Source organism: Pseudomonas lurida, assembly GCF_013522705.1.
GTDB classification, from domain to species: Bacteria; Pseudomonadota; Gammaproteobacteria; order Pseudomonadales; family Pseudomonadaceae; genus Aquipseudomonas; species Aquipseudomonas quebecensis.
The window spans coordinates 364603-382001 of record NZ_JAAMRE010000001.1; the positions used below are offsets into that span (position 1 = coordinate 364603).

At 59.5% G+C, this 17399-nt stretch carries 16 protein-coding genes; 7 read left to right on the forward strand and 9 right to left on the reverse strand.

Annotated features, from left to right (window positions below; all coding sequences use genetic code 11):
• Positions 1–13: 13 nt before the first annotated feature.
• On the forward strand, positions 14–757 hold the full coding sequence (gene cobA / locus G7025_RS01605; protein WP_181076144.1) for a uroporphyrinogen-III C-methyltransferase: 744 nt from the start codon (positions 14–16) through the stop codon (positions 755–757).
• A 59-nt stretch (positions 758–816) separates the two neighbouring features.
• Here the strand turns inward: cobA and G7025_RS01610 are convergent, their stop codons facing one another.
• The 8 genes from G7025_RS01610 to ppsA all read right to left on the reverse strand — a co-directional run bounded on the left by G7025_RS01610 (position 817) and on the right by ppsA (position 8915).
• Entirely contained in the window at positions 817–1797 is a 981-nt protein-coding gene (locus tag G7025_RS01610; RefSeq protein WP_181076146.1) for an OmpA family protein, read from the reverse strand.
• Positions 1798–1904: 107 nt separating this feature from the next.
• The gene (gene sigX / locus G7025_RS01615; protein ID WP_003193286.1) at positions 1905–2495 is read right to left on the reverse strand and encodes an RNA polymerase sigma factor SigX; all 591 of its coding nucleotides are present in this window, start codon (positions 2493–2495) and stop codon (positions 1905–1907) included.
• Between the two features lie 87 nt (positions 2496–2582).
• Entirely contained in the window at positions 2583–3407 is an 825-nt protein-coding gene (locus G7025_RS01620; protein ID WP_181076148.1) for a mechanosensitive ion channel family protein, read from the reverse strand.
• A 4-nt stretch (positions 3408–3411) separates the two neighbouring features.
• The gene (locus G7025_RS01625) at positions 3412–3657 is read right to left on the reverse strand and encodes a hypothetical protein (RefSeq protein ID WP_005790375.1); all 246 of its coding nucleotides are present in this window, start codon (positions 3655–3657) and stop codon (positions 3412–3414) included.
• Between the two features lie 86 nt (positions 3658–3743).
• Complete coding sequence (locus G7025_RS01630) at positions 3744–4739, reverse strand: zinc transporter ZntB (protein WP_181076150.1); 996 nt, start codon at positions 4737–4739, stop codon at positions 3744–3746.
• 25 nt (positions 4740–4764) lie between these two features.
• Positions 4765–5256 (reverse strand): ribonuclease E activity regulator RraA, encoded by a 492-nt coding sequence (gene rraA, locus G7025_RS01635; protein ID WP_181076152.1) that lies wholly within the window; start codon positions 5254–5256, stop codon positions 4765–4767.
• A gap of 187 nt (positions 5257–5443) precedes the next feature.
• Positions 5444–6433, reverse strand: a complete 990-nt coding sequence (locus tag G7025_RS01640; protein ID WP_181076154.1) for an alpha/beta fold hydrolase — start codon at positions 6431–6433, stop codon at positions 5444–5446.
• 106 nt (positions 6434–6539) lie between these two features.
• Entirely contained in the window at positions 6540–8915 is a 2376-nt protein-coding gene (ppsA, locus tag G7025_RS01645; protein WP_181076156.1) for a phosphoenolpyruvate synthase, read from the reverse strand.
• 177 nt (positions 8916–9092) lie between these two features.
• Here ppsA and ppsR point away from each other — a divergent pair, with 177 nt between their 5' ends.
• Positions 9093–9911 (forward strand): posphoenolpyruvate synthetase regulatory kinase/phosphorylase PpsR, encoded by an 819-nt coding sequence (gene ppsR, locus G7025_RS01650; RefSeq protein ID WP_003193298.1) that lies wholly within the window; start codon positions 9093–9095, stop codon positions 9909–9911.
• A gap of 97 nt (positions 9912–10008) precedes the next feature.
• Here the strand turns inward: ppsR and G7025_RS01655 are convergent, their stop codons facing one another.
• A complete protein-coding gene (locus G7025_RS01655) occupies positions 10009–11433 on the reverse strand; it encodes an aminotransferase-like domain-containing protein (RefSeq protein WP_181076158.1) in 1425 nt (474 codons plus the stop codon).
• 160 nt (positions 11434–11593) lie between these two features.
• On the opposite strand from G7025_RS01655, the gene G7025_RS01660 reads away from it, so the two are divergent.
• Genes G7025_RS01660 through G7025_RS01680 form a run of 5 tightly spaced genes read left to right on the forward strand, consistent with a single transcriptional unit; the run spans position 11594 to position 17088 of the window.
• Complete coding sequence (locus G7025_RS01660; RefSeq protein WP_181076180.1) at positions 11594–12487, forward strand: DMT family transporter; 894 nt, start codon at positions 11594–11596, stop codon at positions 12485–12487.
• 38 nt (positions 12488–12525) lie between these two features.
• Positions 12526–14388, forward strand: coding sequence for a molybdopterin-synthase adenylyltransferase MoeB (moeB, locus tag G7025_RS01665; protein WP_181076159.1), 1863 nt, complete (start codon positions 12526–12528; stop codon positions 14386–14388).
• Between the two features lie 24 nt (positions 14389–14412).
• Entirely contained in the window at positions 14413–15327 is a 915-nt protein-coding gene (locus G7025_RS01670) for a PLP-dependent cysteine synthase family protein (protein ID WP_181076181.1), read from the forward strand.
• 37 nt (positions 15328–15364) lie between these two features.
• A complete protein-coding gene (locus G7025_RS01675; RefSeq protein WP_181076160.1) occupies positions 15365–16357 on the forward strand; it encodes a serine O-acetyltransferase in 993 nt (330 codons plus the stop codon).
• 2 nt (positions 16358–16359) lie between these two features.
• Positions 16360–17088 carry an alanyl-tRNA editing protein gene (locus tag G7025_RS01680; RefSeq protein ID WP_181076162.1) on the forward strand — a complete coding sequence of 243 codons (729 nt, stop codon included), beginning with the start codon at positions 16360–16362 and terminating at the stop codon, positions 17086–17088.
• The last annotated feature ends 311 nt before the right edge of the window (positions 17089–17399 follow it).

The following is a 17399-nucleotide window of genomic DNA, read 5'->3' on the forward strand; positions in this document are numbered from 1 at the left end:
TGAGGGCAACTCTATGAACGCAAAAGTCTGGCTGGTGGGCGCAGGCCCCGGCGATCCGGAGCTGTTGACCCTCAAGGCGGTCCGAGCCCTGCATGCCGCCGATGTGGTGTTGATCGATGACCTGGTCAACCCGGCTGTGCTGGAACATTGCGCCATGGCGCGCGTCATCACAGTGGGCAAACGCGGCGGCTGCCGCTCCACGCCACAGGATTTTATCCATCGCCTCATGTTGCGCTATGCGCGCCAGGGCAAATGCGTGGTGCGCCTCAAGGGCGGTGATCCGTGCATTTTCGGGCGGGGCGGCGAAGAGGCGCTATGGTTGCGCGAGCGAGGCGTTGAGGTGGAGTTGGTCAACGGGATTACCGCGGGCCTGGCAGGCGCGACGAATTGCTCGATTGCGCTGACGCTGCGCGGTGTAAGCCGTGGCGTAACGCTGGTCACTGCGCACACCCAGGACGACAGTCGTCTGAACTGGCGGGCACTGGCCGAAGGCGGCACCACACTGGTGGTGTACATGGGCGTGGCCAAACTGGAAGAGATCCGCCAGCAACTGCTCGACGGCGGGATGGCAGCCGACATGCCAGTGGCGATGATCGAAAATGCCTCGCTGCCCCAACAGCGCGAGTGTCGCAGCACGTTGTCACGCCTGTACGAGGATGCCCAGGCATTCGCGCTGAAAAGCCCGGCAATCCTGGTAATCGGCCGCGTTGCCGCCGGCGACCAGGCCGCGTCTGTCGCGACCGTCGCCAGTGCCTGAGATTAAATGGCAGGCGAAAAAAAACCCGGCCTGAGCCGGGTTTTTTCTACAACTCAGTATTACTGAGCGGTAGCTTCAACCGACGCTTCTACGCGACGGTTAACAGCACGACCAGCTTCAGTTGCGTTGTCAGCAACTGGGCGGGATTCGCCGTAACCTACAGCAGTTACACGGCTAGGAGCCACGCCGTCTTTAACCAGGACTTGCTTAACAGCGTCAGCACGACGCTGGGACAGCTTCTGGTTGTAAGCGTCTGGACCTACGGAGTCAGTGTGACCAGCTACTTCTACGTTAGTAGATGGGTACTGAGCCATGAAGTCGGCCAGGTTTTTCACGTCGCCGTAGCTGTTAGGCTTAACAACGGCCTTGTCGAAGTCGAACTTCACGTCCAGCTCAACACGAACAACCTGAGCAACTGGAGCTTCTGGCTCTGGAGTTGGCTCTGGAGCTGGTGCTGGGGTAGGAGCTGGAGCAGCTGCGCCAGCGTTACCGCCGAAGTTTACGCCCAGGCCGACCAGTGCGGAGTAGTCCCACTTGCCGTTGTCCAGACCGTAGTCAGCTTCAACACCGGCACGAGCGTACAGGTTGTTGGTGAAGTAGTACTTAACGCCGGTACCGACAGTGGCGAAAGTGGTCTGATCGCGACCGCTGTGACCGTCAGCCTGTACGTTGGTACGGCTCTGGTGACCGAAACCGCCTTCTACGTATGGACGCAGGGAGTCGACGCCAGCTTGACCGAAGTGATACTGGGCAACCAGGCTGCCGGTATCGCCTTTGATTTTCTGGCTACCAGTACCGTCGTTCGAACGGGTGTGGTTGGTCTTGTCGTAGGACAGGTTCAAGGACAGGTCGTCGGTCAGGAAGTAACCGATGCGAGCGCCAGGATTGAAGCCGTCTTCGATGTGCTTGACGCTATCGTTGTACTGCTTCTTGTAGAACAGCTCGCCTTCAACTGCGCCTTGGCCTTGTGCCAGAACGCCGAAAGAAGTAGCGGCAATAAGAGAACCAATGGCCAAGCCCAAGGTGTTTTTCAGTTTCATCCGTTAAATCCCCATCTGGTGATTGTAAAGCAGTCCCACAAACCGGGGGACAACTCGGCGACAAGTCTAACAGAACTTGCCTACACGTAAGAGATATTTGCTACGCACTAAGTTTCAGTCTCGCCCGCAAATTTCTCACGTAATTTATCAAGAGCACGCTTGTAACGCATTTTTGTAGCACTCAAACCCATGTGCATGATGTCGGCGATTTCCTGGAACTCCAGCTCTGCGACAAATCGTAGCACCAGAATTTCCCGGTCAATCGGGTTCACATGCACCAGCCAGCGATCGAGTCCGCCCTTCTCCTCGGGTGCCGGCGCCTTTTCTTCAGACGCCTCCTCAAGGGGGTCCAGACTCAAAGCGTCCATCAAGCGACGCTTTCGCCGTTCCTTCCGATACTGCGTGATGCACTCGTTGTACGTGATGCTGTACAGCCAGGTCTTGAACTTCGATTTGCCCTCGAAGTTCTTGAGGCCGTAAAGCACCTTGAGCATCACTTCCTGACAGACATCGTCCGCATCTCTATCGTTCCCCAAATACCTTGAACAAACGTTGAACAGAGTGCGTTGATATCTGCGCATTAATTCTTCGTACGCGCGTGTTACGTGAAACAGCTCCGTATGCGAGCGCGCGACCAGCTCCTCATCAGAGAGCTCACGGGGGTCATAGCGCGTAGACAGCGTTTGGGCTTTATTCAAAACAAGTCGTGCCGACAGTCAGGTCAATGTCCGCTGCTGCCCGGTCACCCGGGTTCGCGGCGGCGTACATTAGCAGGGTTTGCCGGTTTAGCGGCTACTGACCTGCTGCTCGAGAAGAATCCGGTTCGACAACGACACCAGGTCGCCGTCGTCGGTCAGCACTGTCGTCTTGACGGTACCGATCTCCTCGATTTGCCCTTCGACCTCGCCCACACGCACCTGTTGCCCTACCTGGTACAACTCGCGCACGTAGATTCCCGCAAGAATCTGGCCGGCAATTTCCCGGCTTCCTAACCCCATGGCCAGCGCAACGGCCAGACCAACGGTAATCAAAACAATCACAATCACGTGGTTAAGCAGGTCGGTTTTGACCTCCAACTGGCTGATCGCGACCGAAATACTGATGATGATCACCAGCCCCTGAGCAATTCGCCCGAGGCCGGCGGCATAGTCCAACCCCACGCCTTCGGCGGCGCCGCGCACCAGCCCATTGGCCAGTTGCGCCAGCAATACGCCTACCAGCAACACCAGCGCGCCGCCGAAAACCTTCGGCAAATACAGCGCAAGCATGTCGAGCGTAGCTGAAACTCGCTCAAGTCCAAGGGACTGGGCCGCAGAAACCAGAAAAATCAACAGAACGAACCAGTAGACGATCTTGCCCACCAGCGTAGAAATCGGCACTTGCAGCCCGGCGCGCCCCAGCAGCTTGGTCAGGCCGGTGCCGGCCATCAAACGGTCCAGGCCCAGCTTTGCCAGCAGTTTGGACAACAGGGTGTCCAGCAGCTTGGCCACCACAAAGCCCAGCAGTACCAGGACCAGCGCCCCAAACAGGTTGGGAATGAAATTCGCCACCTTGGTCCACAATGCGGTCATCGCAGTAACCAGGCTCTGAGTCCAGAGATCAAGTTCCATAGTTTCAATCAGCCTTATCAGCAGTGCGAGCAAGAGGTTTACGCCGGGAAACCGGTGACACATGGGCCGAACCGTTGTTCAGCGCCATCATCAATGCCGGCAGCCAACGACCCAACAACCCGAACAGATCCCCCGCCCCTACCTGACGGTTGGCGGTTTTCAGCACGCGACCCAGGCACGCATCATCGTCGCGGTTGGACGGCGAAGCATTGAGCATGTCACGCAAAGACTGTTCGAACGGATCGTGCATAAAGACCTCTCGCAAGTGATTTAAAAGACGAGGGTAAATTTCATCGGGTCACATAAGACCCTTCCTACGTTCAGCTCATATTCAGCTCAAACCCAGCGCAATCGTCGAAACAGCCACCATTGCCCGAGTGCCACAGTGACCATCAGCAGGCACGCAATCATGAATCCGTAGGGGCTGGCCGAGAACGGGATACCCCCAACATTTATGCCCAGCAGGCCAGTCAGGAAACTCATCGGCAGGAAGATCCCGGTGATGATCCCGAAGCGGTACATGGTGCGGTTCATGCGCACGCTCAAGCGCCGGTCTTCGGCCTCCAGCACAAGCCCCACGCGCTCCCGGGTCAATTCGAGCTCTTCCAGGTAGCGGGTCAGGCTGTTGTTCAATTCGTTCCAGTAGTCGGCATCGTCGTCACAAAACCAGGGCAATTTAATCCGCGTGAGCTGGGCAAAAATATCTCGCTGCGGGGCGAGAAAACGCTTGAGCCCGGCTGCGCGCCGACGGATCTGCAAAATGCTGCCGTGCTCCGGAGTATACCGTTCGTCGGTATCGAGTTTTTCTTCTTCGGTATCGACGATTTCAGACAAATCCGTGACCAGGTCCTGCACTTTATTGGTCAGGTACTGCGCCATATAAAGGATGAGTTCGGACGCAGTGCGCGGCCCCTTGCCATCCGACAACTGCACCAGCAGCTCATCGGTAGCGCGCAGCGGGCGCAGACGCAGGGAAATCACGCGGTTGGCGGCGGCGAAAATACGCACCGAAACCATGTCCTCCGGCTCGGCGCCCGGATTGAGGTTGACCCCACGCAGAAACAGCAGCAACTGCGAATCCGGCAGCGGCAACAAGCGCGGCCGGGTGTTCTCTTCCAGCAGCAGGTCACAGGCGAATTCACTCAGGCCACTGGATTTGCGCAACCAGGTCTGGGTTTGCGGATGACTGCGATCCCAATGCAGCCACAGGCTTTCCTGAGGCTGCAGTTGCAGGTCATCAAGCTCAGTCCGGGCAATCGAACGCGCACCGCCTTTACCGTCCAGCACCAGGGCATGCACCAGCCCCCATTGCGCGTTTTCTTCCTCGAACATCCTCACCCCAGTCGGCTATTGCAGTTTATTCAGGCATTTTCAGCGGGCTGGGCGACACGATCACGCCGTTATTGTCGGCATAGATGTATTCGCCCGGGCGGAAGGTCACGCCGGCAAAGGTGACCACGACATTCAGATCGCCAATGCCGCGCTTATCCGTTTTCATCGGGTGACTGGCCAAAGCCTGCACGCCAAGATCGGTCTGGGCGATGACGTCGACATCGCGGATGCAACCGTAGATCACCATCCCTTCCCAGCCATTTTTCGCGGCTTTCTCGGCAATCATGTCACCCAGCAGCGCGCGGCGCAGCGAACCACCACCGTCGACCACCAGCACCTTGCCGGCGCCCGGCTGGTCGGCCTGTTCCTTGACCAGCGAGTTATCTTCGAAGCACTTGATGGTGACAATCTCGCCGCCAAAGGAATCTCGGCCACCGAAATTGCTGAACATCGGCTCGACCACCTGCACCAATTCGGGGTAGGCGTCGCACAGGTCGGGGGTCACGTAATGGTTCATCGAAAAATTCCTTTCTGCCAAAGAAGTGTCTTTCAAGGAAGTACCGGGCGAAACGGGTGAGAAACATCCCACTGGTATCGCTGCAACGCAATAGCCTCTACGCGACTGAATATGACCAGAAGCGTTTGGCGCGTCATATCTTAGCCGCAACCTCACAGGAGCGAAACGCCCTTGGCAGAGCGCTGCGTCAAACCGCCGCGAGGGCCTGCGCCGGCACACCGAACAACGGTGTGATGGGGTCTTTCAACCACTGTTCCACCAAAGGCCAGACCTCGACCTGGGCAGCCTTGCTCACCAGCATCTCGACATGCCCGAAATCATCGGTAAATCCGTGCCTGCGCCCCAGGCACAGGTACTGGCGATGCTCAGTGCCGACCTGCTCGAACAACTTGCGGCAGGCCCAGTCCGGGTCTTGATGGTCACCCGCCGCACTCACCGCCAACAACGGCACGTCGACGTCCGCCAAGCCCTTCCACCAATCACGCTCGGCATCGCCGAAACGCCCGAACAACCCGTGCCAGCGCATGGTTTCAATCAATACCCCCACCGGCTCATCTTCAGGCCCGCGTTTGAAACGCGCACCGGACACCTCGGCCATTCGCTTGAGAATAAAGCGCCCGCCCCACTCCACCGGGGGAATTTTCAACGGCCAGTAGTTGCGACTGACCTGACAGCCAAATAACGCGACCGAAGCCACCGCCGGGGCGCCTAAATACTGGCCCCCCAGCGCCGCCGCCAGGGTCGTGCCGCCCAGGGAGTGTCCGATCCAGTGCGGGATCTGCGCGCTTTGCTCACGCACGAACGCACCGATGGCTGGCAAGTCGTACCGCGCATAATCTGCCACCCGGTTGCACGCATAGGCCTGATTGCGCTTAGACAAACCATGGCCGCGCATTTCCGGAATCCACACGTCAAAGCCTCGCCGCGCCAGATAGGCGCCCAGGCCTATGCCTTTGGGCGAATACCAGAAGCGTCGATTGGAAAAACTGCCGTGCAACAAAATTACCGGGGTGCCCCGGTTTTCCGGGACATCGGCCAGGCCCAGACGGGTCACGGCCAACTCGACGGTACCGTCGGGGCTATTGCCGGGTTTGAGGCGATACACATCTTCACTCAGGTCGCCACGACGCTCAGCGCTGATCAGGGCGACAGGAAACAGATTGCTGCTGCTTTGCATAATGCTCTTGCACAAAAAAGGGCGGCGTCCACACGGATTCCCGCCCTGTACAGATAAGAATGCCGGTCAACCTTCACGGTTGACCGACACTTTTGACGGATCGCCCTCAGGCGGACGCTTGGCCTTCCGCCAGGAAGAACCAGGTTTCCAGCACCGAATCGGGGTTCAGCGAAACGCTTTCGATACCTTGCTCCATCAGCCATTTGGCCAGGTCAGGGTGGTCCGAAGGGCCCTGGCCGCAGATGCCGATGTACTTGCCGGCCTTATTACAGGCCTGGATGGCATTGGCCAGCAACTTCTTGACCGCCGGGTTACGCTCGTCGAACAAGTGCGCGATGATCCCGGAGTCACGATCCAGGCCCAGGGTCAGCTGGGTCAGGTCGTTGGAGCCAATGGAGAAACCATCGAAGAACTCCAGGAACTCTTCGGCCAGGATCGCATTGGATGGCAGCTCGCACATCATGATCACGCGCAGCCCGTTTTCACCACGGGACAGACCGTTTTCAGCCAGCAGATCCACTACCTGGCTCGCTTCACCCAGGGTGCGGACGAACGGCACCATGATCTCGACGTTGGTCAGGCCCATCTCATTGCGCACGCGCTTGAGGGCACGGCATTCGAGCTCGAAGCAATCACGGAACGCTTCGCTGATGTAGCGCGAGGCACCCCGGAAGCCCAGCATCGGGTTTTCTTCTTCCGGCTCGTAGAGCTTGCCGCCGATCAGGTTGGCGTATTCGTTGGACTTGAAGTCCGACAGACGCACGATGACTTTTTTCGGGTAGAACGCCGCCGCCAGGGTGCTGATGCCTTCCACCAGCTTCTCAACGTAGAAACCAACCGGGTCGTTGTAGCCGGCGATGCGCTTGTCGACGCTTTCCTTGATATCCAGCGGCAGGCCGTCGTAGTTCAGCAGCGCCTTGGGGTGCACGCCGATCATGCGGTTGATGATGAACTCCAGGCGAGCCAGGCCTACACCGGCGTTCGGCAATTGCGCGAAGTCAAAGGCGCGGTCCGGGTTGCCGACGTTCATCATGATCTTGAACGGCAGGTCCGGCATGGCGTCGATGGAGTTCTGCTTGATATCGAAGCCCAGTTCGCCTTCGAAGATGAAACCGGTGTCGCCTTCGGCACAGGAAACGGTCACGCCCTGGCCGTCCTTAAGCAGTTGCGTGGCATTACCGCACCCTACCACCGCAGGAATCCCCAGCTCACGGGCAATGATCGCCGCGTGGCAGGTACGCCCGCCACGGTTGGTGACAATGGCACTGGCGCGTTTCATCACCGGTTCCCAGTCCGGGTCGGTCATGTCGGAAACCAGCACGTCGCCTGGCTGAACCTTGTCCATCTCGGACACGTCCTTGATGATCCGCACCTTGCCGGCACCGATGCGCTGCCCGATGGCGCGACCTTCCACCAGCACGGTGCCGGTTTCTTTGAGCAGGTAACGCTCCATGACGTTGGCGGAGGTACGGCTCTTCACGGTTTCCGGGCGCGCCTGAACGATATACAGCTTGCCGTCGTCACCGTCCTTGGCCCACTCGATGTCCATCGGGCACTTGTAGTGCTTCTCGATGATCATCGCTTGTTTGGCCAGTTCGCTGACTTCAGCGTCGGTCAGGCAGAAACGCGCGCGCTCGGCCTTGTCGACTTCAACGGTTTTTACCGAGCGACCGGCCTTGGCCTCGTCGCCGTAAATCATCTTGATGGCCTTGCTGCCCAGGTTGCGACGCAGGATGGCCGGGCGACCCGCTTCGAGGGTGCCTTTGTGTACGTAGAATTCGTCGGGGTTGACCGCGCCTTGTACGACGGTTTCGCCCAGGCCGTAGGCGCCGGTGATAAACACCACGTCACGGAAGCCGGATTCGGTATCGAGGGTGAACATCACGCCGGCGGTGCCGGTTTCCGAACGCACCATGCGCTGTACGCCGGCAGACAGGGCCACCAGTTTGTGGTCGAAACCCTGGTGCACACGGTAGGAAATCGCGCGATCGTTGAACAGCGAGGCAAACACTTCCTTGGCCGCGCGGATCACGTTTTCCACGCCGCGAATATTCAGGAAGGTTTCCTGCTGGCCGGCGAAGGAAGCGTCGGGCAGGTCTTCGGCGGTGGCCGACGAGCGCACGGCAACGGCCATGTCCGGGTTGCCCGCCGACAAGGTGGCAAACGCCGCGCGGATTTCTTCGTTGAGCTTTTCGGGGAACTCGGCTTCCATGATCCACTGGCGGATCTGGGCACCGGTCCTGGCCAGGGCATTGACGTCGTCGACATCCAGGGCATCCAGCGCGGCGTGGATCTGAGCATTGAGGCCGCTCAGTTCGAGGAAATCGCGGTAAGCCTGGGCCGTGGTGGCGAAACCACCCGGCACCGAGACACCAGCGCCTGCAAGATTACTGATCATCTCGCCGAGGGATGCGTTCTTGCCCCCCACATGCTCTACATCATGGACGCCGAGCTTATCGAGGGAAACTACGTACTCTACCAAGGTGATCTCTCCACTAACTGTGTTGGAAAAGCTCAGGACGCCGACTGCTCGTAGGAGCGTTCGCCAGCGTTTGTGGCCTGGACCTGGAAAATAAGTGAGAATGCGTCCCTCTGTGGGACGGCAAAATCGCGCCTATCATATCCAAGATTCGTCATCAGCTTAAGGCCCAGGGCTCAAATGAAACGATCTGCTTTCTTTATCTCCGACGGCACCGGCATCACAGCCGAAACCCTGGGCCAAAGCCTGCTCGCGCAGTTCGAAAACATTACCTTCGCCAAATTCACGCGACCCTATATCGACAGCGTGGATAAAGCGCGGGCCATGGTACAACAAATCAATCTGGCGGCTGAAAAAGACGGTTTTCGGCCGATCATTTTCGACACCATCGTCAATCAGGACATTCGTGAGATCCTCGCCACTTCGAATGGTTTCATGATCGACATCTTCTCCACGTTCCTGGCGCCACTGGAACAGGAGTTGAGCGAACATTCCTCTTATTCGGTAGGAAAGTCCCATTCCATTGGGCATAACTCCAATTACATGGAGCGCATCGAAGCGGTGAACTTCGCCCTCGACAACGACGACGGCGCCCGCACCCATTACTACGACAAGGCCGACCTGATTCTGGTGGGGGTGTCCCGCTGCGGCAAAACGCCGACCTGTTTATATATGGCCATGCAATTCGGTATCCGTGCGGCCAATTACCCGCTGACCGAAGACGATATGGAGCACCTCACCCTGCCCGCGGCCCTGCGCGCCCATTCGCACAAACTGTTCGGCCTGACCATCGACCCGGACCGCCTTACCGCGATCCGTAACGAGCGCAAGCCCAACAGCCGCTACTCCAGCTACGCCCAATGCGAATTTGAAGTGCGCGAAGTGGAAAACCTGTTCCGCCGCGAGAATATTGCGCACATCAATTCCACGCATTTTTCGGTGGAAGAGATTTCGGCCAAGATTCTGGTGGAGAAAGGTGTGGAACGAAGGTTTAAGTAAGGCAAACTCAAGCCGCAAGCCGCAAGCTGCAAGCTGCAAGCTAAAGCCACTCCGCTCTCGTCTTGCAGCTTGCAGCTTGCAGCTTGCACCTCAAACCTTACAACTGAAACCTCCCCCCACCCTGTCCCAAAGCCGTCGCCAACGCGTCGAATCCCGCCCTCAGCAGCTGATCGTCTCCCGACGTGTTGCAGATGCTTGCACGAATAAACTGCGGCACCGCCGTCTGCCCCACGGCAAAGGCTTCGGCGGTGGCGATCAGGTAATTATTCTGCTTGAGCTCCGCCTCGATTTCCGACGCGCGCCAAGGCTCCGGCACTTCGATCCAGAAGTGCGGGCTGTTGAGGTGTGTGCGGTATTGAAGGCCCGCCAACAAGTCGCGCACCAATGCCTTGCGCCGGCTGATTTCGCTGATCTGCTGGCTGAGCAGGTACTGCGCCGTGCCGTTCTCGATCCACTGCGTGGCCAGTTCCAGAGTCACCGGCGTGGCCATCCAGCAGGTTGAACGCAACGCCGCCGAGATGCGGCTGACCAACGCCGGCGGTGCGTGCACATAGCCCACCCGCAGGCCCGCCGAGACGGCCTTGCTCAGGCTGCTGATTAAAATCGTACGTTCGGGGGCGAAAAAACTCAGCGGCGGTGGCCGGTCTTCCACCAGTACACCGTGGGCCTCGTCTTCAAGGATCAACAGGTTGTGTTCCCGGCATACTTTGACCAGCGTTTCACGCCGCGCCACCGACAGCACCGCGGTGGTCGGGTTCTGAATCGTCGGCGTGCAGTACAGCGCCGAAATACGGTGATTCCGACAGACTTCATCCAGCGCGCTCGGCAACAGACCCTCTTCATCCATTTCCAGCCCGATCAGGCGGATGCCAAGCATCCGCGCGGCGGTGATCAGCCCGGGATAGGTCAGCTGTTCGGTGACCACCGTGTCCCCTGCGCGCAGCAACGCCATCATCGCGCAGAGCAACCCATGCTGGCCGCCATTGACGCAGATGACCTGTTCGGGAATCGGATGAAAATCGCGCTGCACCAGCCACTGCGCGCCCGCGTCGCGATAGCGCGGCAGGCCGGCATCCGGCGTGTAGGCGCTGATGTCCTGCAAAAACTTGGCATTGGTCGCCAGGGTCTGGAAGCTCTGGGCCAGGAAGGCAGTCTCCTGCCCCGGAATATGCATGTTGCGACTCATGTCGAAGTACTGGCGCGGCTCTTCGCTGACATTGCGAAACCCTTCATCGCGCTGACGTTCCATCCCCCGCTTGCGCACAAACGTGCCGTCGCCCACGCGCGCCACTACCAGCCCGAGGCGCTCCAGTTCGCCGTAGGCCCGGCTGATGGTGCCGATGGTTACACCCAGGTTGTCGGAAAGCACCCGATGGGGCGGCAGTTTTCGTCCAGGTTCAATCAAGCCTTCAAGGATGCCGCGCTCCATCACATCGGACAGGCGCTTGTACTTGACGCCCTGCCCGTTGGACAACCCCTCACGCATAATTGACACCATGTCAATATTTGTTTTGACAGCCATCTTTAGCCCTAATAGTGTGCTTTTACGGGTTCAATCGCCGATTTTAACAACTCATTACAAGTTCAATATAGAGTTCAATTCTGGCTCAGGGAAGCAATAAACGATGCCAATGTCCGCCGTCCTCGAAAACACCGCGAAAACAAAAACGCAAAAACAGTGGGTGGCCGGACTGGTCACCAGCGTGTTGTTCCTGATCGTGTGCCTGAGCTGGGGCACGACCTGGCTGGGCATCAAGATCGCCGTGGAAAGCGTGCCGCCGCTGACCTCAGCCGGGCTGCGCTTTCTGATCGCCTTCCCACTGTTCCTGTGCTTTGCCCTGGCCCGACGCGAGCCGATCCTGTTTCCCCGCGAGAGTCGCTGGTTCTTTGTCTTCGTGACGTTGTCGTATTTCAGCGTTCCCTACTACCTGCTCAATTACGGCGAGATGCACGTATCGTCCGGCCTTACCGCCCTGTTATTCAGCTGCATGCCGGTATTCATTCTGATTTTTTCCGCGCTGTTCCTTCGCGAGCGCATCTACTTTTCCCAGGTGGTCGGCATCGGCATCGGTTTCGGCAGCCTCTACATGATCATCAGGAGCCAGGGCCTGCACCTGGACCACGCCGAATTCCTGGGCGTATTGGCGATTTTGACCGCTGCGATCATGCATGCCCTGTGCTACGTCATCACCAAGCTCAAAGGCAGCGCCATCAGCGTAATCAGCTACAACACCCTGCCCATCGGGATTGCCGGGCTGATGCTGTTCATCGCCGGCCTGTTCGTTGAAACACCGAGTTTCGACGCCATCACCCTGCGCTCATGGAGCGCGTTGCTCTACCTGGGGCTGGTGGCCTCGGTGGGCGGATTTATCGTGTACTTCATGCTGCTCAAGCGCCTGAGCCCGATCATCCTGTCGTTCGTGTTCATCATTTTCCCGGTATTCGCGGTCATCATCGGCGCCTGGTATGAAGGCGTGCCGATCTCCCATGACTTGATGCTCTACTCGGCGATCCTGCTGGCCGGCTTTGCAATCACCAAACTGCCGATTGAAAAACTGCTGGCCAAGAAAAATTGACCCGCCCGACCCAACCACCCCAGCAACGCGAGAGAAACATGGAAGTGCTCCGCCCCGATGCCCTGGAACAGATCTACGCCCACGCCAGCCGCAGTTATCCCGAAGAATGCTGTGGTTTTGTCTTCGCCGACGGCAGTGTGTACCTGGGCAGCAATATCCAGAATGAACTGCACCGCAAGGACCCCGAGATGTACCCGCGCAGCGCGGCCGATGGCTACACCTTCTCGGTGGCCGACACGCTGCTGCTGAACAAGGCGTTTCGCAGCGACAACCCGGTAGTGGTGATCTACCACTCGCACCCGGATGTCGGTGCCTATTTCAGCGACGAAGACCAGGACAAGGCGCTGTTCATGGGCGAGCCGATCTACCCGGTCAGCTACCTGGTAGTCGACGTTCGCCAGGGCCAGGCCCTGGGCTCCAAGTTGTTTGCCTGGGACGGCAAGCATTTCGCCGCACAACCTTTCAACGACCTGCACACGGAGTTGTCCATGAACGCTGTCTCTTTCCCCGACATTCTGGTTCGCGTGGCCAAGCTACCGGAATCGACCCTCGAGGGCGCCGGATCGACATTGCGCGAAGTCATTGAAAACCTCTGCAACAGCCACCCGCAATTGCGCCCGCATCTGTTCCACGAAAAGAACAACCAGCTCAAGGAACACTTCCTGTTCACCGCCGAAGACGAATTGATCGCGGCCGACGACCTGCTGCCCGAAAAGGCCAGCATCGAAGTGCTGCTCGCCACCTCCGGCGGCATCGACCTCGACACCTTGAGCAATGAAGAAGTGCAGCGCTACGTGCGTCACATCACCCTGCCCGGCGTCGGTCGCGAAGGCCAGTTGAGCCTCAAGAAAGCCAAGGTGCTGATCATCGGCACCGGCGGCCTTGGCTCGCCGATCAGCCTGTACCTGGCGGCGGCCGGCGTCGGCACCCTGGGACTGGTGGATTTCGATGTGGTGGAGAGCAGCAACCTGCAACGCCAGATCGTGCATGGCAACAGCACCCTGGGCCTGCCCAAGGTCGAGTCCGCCAGACGGCGCCTGCAGGACCTCAATCGCCATATCCGCATCAACGCGCACGACACCGCGCTGACCGCCGACAATGCCCTTGAGCTGGTGGGTGCCTACGACCTGGTGATCGACGGCACCGACAATTTCGACACGCGCTACCTGGTCAACGACGCCTGCGTACAGCTGGGCAAGCCCTTGGTATATGGCGCCATTTACCGCTTCGACGGTCAGATCAGCGTGCTCAACTACCAAGGTGGGCCGTGTTATCGCTGCCTGTTCCCAAGCGCCCCGCCCGCCGAACTGGCGCCCAATTGCAGCGCCGGCGGTGTGATCGGCGTGTTGCCCGGCGTGGTCGGGATGATCCAGGCCACCGAGGCGATCAAACTGCTGATCGGCCTTGGCGAACCGTTATCCGGCCGCCTGATGCGTTTCGATGCCCTGGCGATGAAATTCAGCGAAATCCGCTTCAAGCGTCGCGCCGATTGCCCGTGCTGCTCGGAACTGCGCCACAGCGAAACCGTGGCGCCAGCCGTGTGCGCCGATGCCGTGCCACGCCAACCCGCACTGGCCGAGGAACGCTACATCCAGCCGCAAGGGCTCAAACAGGTCATCGAACACCCCAGCAGCGCCGACGTGCTGCTGGACGTACGCGATGCCAGCGAACTGGAGGTGTGCAAACTGCCGGGCGTGGTGCATATCCCCCTGGCCGAGCTGGACGGGCAACTCGATCGCCTCAGCCGCGATAACACCCATTACCTGATCTGCTACGCCGGCAGCCGCGCCGAGCAGGCCGCCAGCACGTTGCTGGCGGCGGGCTTTGTCAACACCAAAGTCCTGCGAGGCGGCATGAAACACTGGGTTCGCGACGTCGAACCCGACATGCCTTTGTACTGATCACCCGCCATGGGCTCCTACCTGATGTTGCATAACTCTATTCTCGACGCCATTGGCCAGACGCCCATCGTGCGCCTGGCGCAGTTTTCCGAAGACCTTGGTATCGAGGTCTACGCCAAGCTCGAATCCCTCAATCCCGGCGGCAGCCACAAGGCGCGCATCGCCTTGGGCATGATCCTCGACGCCGAGCGCCGCGGCGTACTGATCCGCGACTCCGGGCAAACGATCATCGAACCCAGCGGCGGTAATACCGGTATCGGTCTGGTGATGGCCGGCAACGTGCTCGGCTACAAAGTGGTGCTGGTGATCCCCGACAATTACAGCCCGGAAAAACAGAAATTGCTGCGCCTGTATGGAGCCAAGGTAGTGCTGTCGGACAGCCGCCTCGGTAACAATTCCCACGGTGAGAAGTGCATGGAACTGCAGCTGGAAAACCCCAGCTACGTGATGCTCAACCAGCAACGCAACGGCGCCAACCCGCAGACCCACCGCGATACCACGGCACGGGAAATCATCCGTGCCTTCGGCGACCGCCGCGTGGACTATTTCGTCAGCGGCATCGGCACCGGCGGGCATATCACCGGGATCGGTGAAACGCTGAAGACCACCTGGCCGGCCATCCGGGTGATGGGCGTGGAACCGGAGGAATGCGACCTGTTGCAAAACCGGCACGCGCCGCACCACATCCAGGGCCTGTCGATCGGGCTGATTCCCAGCATCCTCAATCTGGATGTGATCGACGGCATGCTCAAGGTGTCGCACCAGGACTGTCTCGACATGATGAAGCGCATCATGCGCACCGATGCCATCAGCCTGGGCCTGTCCTCCGCCGCCAATATGGTGGCCATTGCCAGGCTCGCCCCCGAACTGCCGCCCGAAACGGTGGTGTTGACCATGGTCTACGACAATGCCGACAGCTACCTGCCCAATTTCGAATAACCGGTTTTTCAATGATCCAGAACGCGGGGGTGCCTCCATGGGTGGCTTTATCGATATGCAACATCTGCACGATGAGTTGCTCACCCATCTCATCAAGACCCTCACGCCCGCGCAGATGAAGCAGCTGGAACCCCATCTGGCGCCGCTGATCCAGAACGCCGCCCAGGCGGTGGCCGAAGACTTGATCGCGTACGCCTACCGCGACCCGGCCTCCCGAGGGCGTGGTGAGCTGATCCTGGAGTCCTACGCGTCATTCAAGGCCGTGCTGTATTACCGCCTCGCCCACCTGGTGTGGAATTTCCCCGACCGCATCAACGGCGTCTTCTCGCGTATCGCTTTGAAGCTCAGCAACCAGGGCAAGGTGTTGTCCGGCGCCGAGATACACCCGGCAGCCCGCATCGGAAGGCGTTTCGTGCTGGACCACGGCTACGGCACGGTGATCGGCGAAACCTGCGAGATCGGCAATGACTGCTACATCCTCTGCGGCGTAACCCTGGGCGCCCGGGGCATCGCCAATAACCCCGACGGCAAGCGCCATCCGCGTCTGGGCAACAATGTCGAGGTTGGCTCCGGCGCCCGTGTGCTCGGCTATGTGCAGATCGGCGACAACGTATTTATCAGCCCGTCCTGCGTGATTACCCAAGACGTGCCCGCCGGCACCAAGGTAAAGGTGGTCAACCAGATCCAGTTGCAAAAGAACGATGAGTCGGACCACAGCCAGTACCTCGGTGCCTTTGCCCTGGACGAACGCCTGCACGTGGTGGGCGAGATCACGGCCAGCCACAAGGTCACGGTACTGGACGCCGACTTCCACCCGCTGCCGGGGTTGATGCTCGAGCCCACCGTGAAGGAGCGCCACCACCTGCAATTTCGCCTGCACCGGCTAGAGCCCGCCAGCCACCTGCCGCGCCTGCCGCTGAACCTGAAGGTCTGCGGGCCGGAATTTGAAATCACCCTGCTCTCCCCCCCTGGCTTGAGCGCAATGGTGCGCCACCTGTTGCAAGCCAGCCCATCGATCGTCGGAGGTTGAACATGTCCGTGCACACCATGGAAACCCTGGCGCTGTTCGACAGCGCGCCCTATCAGAACGCCTTCAGCGCCCGGGTGATTGCCGTCAGCGAACACGGCATCGCCCTGGAGCACACCTTGTTCTACCCCACAGGCGGCGGCCAACCGGGCGACACCGGGCATATCACTCTGCCCGACGGAACCCGAGTGGCGGTGACGGGCACGGTGCGCGACCCGGTGCTGCGCTCGATCATCTGGCATCAGGTCGAGCAGTGCCCCGAGCAATTGACCGCCGGCGTACAGGTGGACGCCGGCCTCGACTGGGAGCGGCGTTACCAGCACATGAAGATGCACACCTGCCTGCACTTGCTGTGCTCGCTTATCGACGCGCCGGTGACCGGCTGCAGCATCAGCGCCGATAAGGGTCGCCTGGATTTCGACCTGCCGGAAATGACTCTCGACAAAGATAGCATCACCCGTGACCTCAACGCCTTGATCGAACAGGCGCATCCGGTCAAGACGCTGTCGATGCCAGCCTCGGAATACGCCACCCTGCTGCAGATCACTCGCACCCAGGCCGTCGCACCACCGGTAGTGCAGGGTTCGGTGCGCGTGATTGAAATCGCTGGGATCGATATCCAGCCATGCGGCGGCACCCACGTGCTCAACACCGAGGAAATCGGCCGTGTGTTCTGCGAAAAGATCGAAAAAAAGAGCAAGCACAACCGCCGGGTGATCCTGCGGTTCGAGTGAATGCCCTTCAAATATGGGAAGGGGTTGTGGTGAGCAGGCTATGGTGGTGAGCAGCCTTGTTGTGGTGAGCAGGCTTGCCCTGCGCTGGGTCGCGAAGCGGCCCCAAACCCAGACACCTCGGTGTGTCAGCTAAACCACTTCGCCTCAAATGGGGCTGCTTCGCAGCCCAACGCGGGACAAGCCCGCTCACCACAGAGTTATTTCAACCTTTGAAACGTGTGTAGATATCTATGGCTATCGGGGCCAAATGCACCGAGTCGCCGGATGGCGCGGTGTTGCTGAGTTAGGTGTTTGGATGTAGCGAGTGGTGA

Bases quoted from the DNA above. Each gene is read 5' to 3' on its own strand.
- G7025_RS01625 (WP_005790375.1), bottom strand. From the start codon at position 3,657: ATGCACGATCCGTTCGAACAGTCTTTGCGTGACATGCTCAATGCTTCG.
- G7025_RS01675 (WP_181076160.1), top strand. From the start codon at position 15,365: ATGGGTGGCTTTATCGATATGCAACATCTGCACGATGAGTTGCTCACC.
- G7025_RS01670 (WP_181076181.1), top strand. From the start codon at position 14,413: ATGTTGCATAACTCTATTCTCGACGCCATTGGCCAGACGCCCATCGTG.
- rraA (WP_181076152.1), bottom strand. From the start codon at position 5,256: ATGAACCATTACGTGACCCCCGACCTGTGCGACGCCTACCCCGAATTG.
- ppsR (WP_003193298.1), top strand. From the start codon at position 9,093: ATGAAACGATCTGCTTTCTTTATCTCCGACGGCACCGGCATCACAGCC.
- G7025_RS01620 (WP_181076148.1), bottom strand. From the start codon at position 3,407: ATGGAACTTGATCTCTGGACTCAGAGCCTGGTTACTGCGATGACCGCA.
- G7025_RS01655 (WP_181076158.1), bottom strand. From the start codon at position 11,433: ATGGCTGTCAAAACAAATATTGACATGGTGTCAATTATGCGTGAGGGG.
- G7025_RS01680 (WP_181076162.1), top strand. From the start codon at position 16,360: ATGTCCGTGCACACCATGGAAACCCTGGCGCTGTTCGACAGCGCGCCC.
- G7025_RS01630 (WP_181076150.1), bottom strand. From the start codon at position 4,739: ATGTTCGAGGAAGAAAACGCGCAATGGGGGCTGGTGCATGCCCTGGTG.
- moeB (WP_181076159.1), top strand. From the start codon at position 12,526: ATGGAAGTGCTCCGCCCCGATGCCCTGGAACAGATCTACGCCCACGCC.
- G7025_RS01640 (WP_181076154.1), bottom strand. From the start codon at position 6,433: ATGCAAAGCAGCAGCAATCTGTTTCCTGTCGCCCTGATCAGCGCTGAG.
- G7025_RS01610 (WP_181076146.1), bottom strand. From the start codon at position 1,797: ATGAAACTGAAAAACACCTTGGGCTTGGCCATTGGTTCTCTTATTGCC.
- cobA (WP_181076144.1), top strand. From the start codon at position 14: ATGAACGCAAAAGTCTGGCTGGTGGGCGCAGGCCCCGGCGATCCGGAG.